Origin of the sequence: Streptomyces sp. SID11385, assembly GCF_010548245.1 — a bacterium.
GTDB lineage: Bacteria > Actinomycetota > Actinomycetes > Streptomycetales > Streptomycetaceae > Streptomyces.
Genome location: NZ_JAAGLR010000850.1, coordinates 1 through 3,436, shown reverse-complemented (window position 1 = coordinate 3,436; position 3,436 = coordinate 1). Strand labels below are relative to the sequence as shown.

General features: G+C 74.1%; 1 protein-coding gene and 1 pseudogene. Both read left to right on the top strand.

Annotation, left to right across the window (positions count from 1 at the left end; genetic code table 11):
* Window positions 1–679: pseudogene (locus G3I42_RS25805) on the top strand (dihydroxyacetone kinase); the annotation flags it as partial.
* 417 nt (window positions 680–1,096) lie between these two features.
* The gene (gene recG, locus G3I42_RS25800) at window positions 1,097–3,352 is read left to right on the top strand and encodes an ATP-dependent DNA helicase RecG (protein ID WP_239096674.1); all 2,256 of its coding nucleotides are present in this window, start codon (window positions 1,097–1,099) and stop codon (window positions 3,350–3,352) included.
* The last annotated feature ends 84 nt before the right edge of the window (window positions 3,353–3,436 follow it).

The window sequence follows — 3,436 nt, the reverse complement described above, 5'->3', positions numbered from 1 at the left end:
CGCGAGCGGGGAGCGCGTGCCGCGCGCCATCGTCGCCGTCGTGCCGGGCGAAGGGCTCGCCGGGCTCTACGCGGAGGCGGGCGCCGCGACGGTGCCCGCCAGGCCGGGCGAACTGCCCGGCAGCGGCGAACTCGCCGAGGCGGTGCGTCGCGCGCACGCCCACGAGGTCGTCCTGCTGCCCAACGACGCCGACCTCCACCACACCGCTGCCGCCGCCGCCCAGGACGCGCGCCACCTGGGCGTACGCGTCGCCGTGATTCCCACCCGTTCCGCCGTGCAGGGCGTCGCCGCGCTCGCCGTGCACGAGGCCGAGCGGCGCTTCGACGAGGACGTCGTCGCCATGACCAGCGCCGCGGGCGCGACGCGCTACGCGGAACTCGCCGTGGCCGAACACCGCTCGTGGACCTCGGTCGGCATCTGCCAGGCCGGCGACATGCTCGGGCTCATCGACGGCGACGTCGTGGTCATCGGGCAGGACGTCGCGGCGATCGCACGCACCGTGCTCGACCGGATGCTCGCGGCCGGCGGCGAGATGGTCACGCTCGTCCTCGGCGAGGACTGCCCGGGCACGCTCGCGGACGAACTGGAGCAGCACGTACGCGCGCACCACCTCGCGGTCGACACCGTCGTCTACGCGGGGGGCCGCGACGCGGCGTTGCTGCTCGTCGGGGTGGAGTGAGGCGGGGCGGGGCGCGGACGGCAGCGGAAGAGGGGCGGACGTGCCCGCGTGTTTCGTTCGCGCGCGGGAGGTCTGTACGTCCGTCTGAGACGGACGTACAGGACGACCGTCTCAGACGGACGTACAGAGCCTGGGCTGTTGCGGAGGCGGCGGTGACAGGTGCCGAGCCACCAACGGGCCCTCATCAACGCACCGTCGCCGTGCCGTTCGCCGGAGAGACCGGCGCCGGCCCCCGCCGCTCCGCCCCCGTACGGCAACAGCCCTGGACCCCTGCCCTTCCCCGCACCCCTCACCGCCCTGGCCGCCTCTCCCGCGAGGCGTGCGCGGCCGGTTGTCGGTGGCGTGGTGTGCAATGGGAGGGTGCCCACGCTCGATGAACCGCTGAAGAAGGTGCTCGGCCCGCCCACCGCGAAGGTGATGGCCGAGCACCTCGGCCTGCACACCGTCGGTGACCTGCTCCACCACTACCCACGCCGCTACGCCGAACGCGGGGAGCTGACGCGCCTCGCCGAGTTGCCGCTCGACGAGCACGTCACGGTCGTCGCGCGCGTCGCCGACGCGCGGGTGCACACCTTCAACGCGGGCCGCGGCAAGCGGCTCGAAGTGACCATCACGGACGGCAGCGGCCGGCTGCAACTGGTGTTCTTCGGGCGTGGCGTGCACAAGCCGCAGCACGACCTGCTCCCCGGTACGCGCGCGATGTTCGCGGGCAAGGTCTCCGTCTTCAACCGCAAGCTCCAGCTCGCCCACCCCGCCTACGAACTGCTCGCCGAGGAGAGTGACGCGCGCGAGGCGGCGGGGAGCTGGGCGTCGAGCCTGCTGCCGATCTACCCGGCCACGGCGAAGCTGGAGTCCTGGAAGATCGCCAAGGCGGTCGACGCCGTGCTGCCGAGCGCGAACGAGGCGCTGGACCCGTTGCCCGGCTCCCTGCGCGAGGGGCGCGGGCTGCTGCCCCTGCCCGAGGCGTTGGTCAAGATCCACCGGCCGCAGAGCAAGGCCGAGGTCGAGGCGGCGCGCGACCGCCTCAAGTGGGACGAGGCGTTCGTCCTCCAGACGGCGCTCGCCCGCCGCCGCCACGCCGACGCGCAACTGCCCGCCGTGCCGCGTCGTCCCGCCGCCGACGGGCTGCTCACGGCCTTCGACGCGCGCCTCCCCTTCACCCTCACCGAGGGCCAGCAGAAGGTCTCACGAGAGATCTTCGACGACCTCGCCACCGACCACCCCATGCACCGCCTCCTCCAGGGCGAGGTCGGTTCGGGCAAGACGATGGTCGCGTTGCGCGCCATGCTCGCCGTCGTCGACGCGGGCGGCCAGGCGGCGATGCTCGCCCCGACCGAGGTCCTCGCGCAGCAGCACCACCGCTCCATCACCGAGATGATGGGCGACCTCGCCTCGGGCGGCACGCTCGGTGCGGCGGAGCACGCGACCGGCGTCGTGCTGCTGACCGGTTCGATGGGCGCGGCGGCGCGCCGTAAGGTCCTGCTCGACCTCGTGACGGGCGAGGCGGGCATCGTCATCGGGACGCACGCGCTCATCGAGGACGTCGTGAAGTTCCACGACCTCGGGCTCGTGGTCGTCGACGAGCAGCACCGATTCGGGGTGGAGCAGCGCGACGCGCTGCGTTCCAAGGGCGCGCAGCCGCCGCACCTCCTCGTCATGACCGCGACGCCCATCCCGCGCACCGTCGCGATGACGGTCTTCGGCGACCTGGAGACCTCGGTACTCGATCAGTTGCCCGCCGGCCGCTCCCCGATCGCGACGCACGTCGTCCCCGCCCAGGACAAACCCCACTTCCTGGCGCGCGCCTGGGAACGCGTGCGCGAGGAGGTCGCGGCGGGCCACCAGGCGTACGTGGTCTGCCCACGGATCGGCGACGAGGAGGAGGCCGCCGGGGCCAAGACGGCCAAGAAGGGGGCCAAGGCGGGCAAGGGCGCGTCCTCGCGCACGAAGGCGGCGGAGGACGCGGACGGCGCGGCCTTCGGGACCGGAACCGGTGCGGAATCGGGCGACGCGGACGACGACGCGGGCGCCGGGGCCGCCGGGGACAAGCGTCCGCCGCTCGCCGTGCTCGACGTCGCGCGCGGCCTCGCCGAGGGGCCGCTCGCCGGGCTGCGTGTCGGCATCCTGCACGGGCGGATGGCACCGGACGGGCCGGACGGCAAGGACGCCGTGATGCGCCGCTTCGCGGCCGGCGAACTGGACGTGCTCGTCGCGACGACGGTCATCGAGGTCGGCGTCAACGTGCCCAACGCGACCGCCATGGTGATCATGGACGCCGACCGCTTCGGGGTCTCGCAGCTCCACCAGCTCCGCGGCCGGGTGGGCCGCGGCTCCGCGCCCGGCCTGTGCCTGCTCGTCACGGACATGCCGGAGGCGAGCCCCGCGCGCGCCCGCCTCGGCGCCGTCGCCGCGACGCTGGACGGTTTCGAACTCTCCCGCGTCGACCTGGAACAACGCCGCGAGGGCGACGTCCTCGGGCAGGCGCAGTCCGGCGTCCGCTCGTCGCTGCGGATGCTCGCCGTCATCGAGGACGAGCAGATCATCGCCGAGGCCCGCGAGGAGGCCACGGCCGTCGTCGCCGCCGACCCGTCCCTGGAGGCGCACCCGGCACTGCGCACGGCACTGGACGCGCTGCTCGACGAGGAGAGGGAGAGCTATCTGGAGAAGGGGTGAGGAGCTGAGCGGGACGGGTACGGGACGAGGCGGCGCCGCGCGGGCGGCATCGCTTCGCGGCGCGGCGCGGCCCCTCGCGCGGGC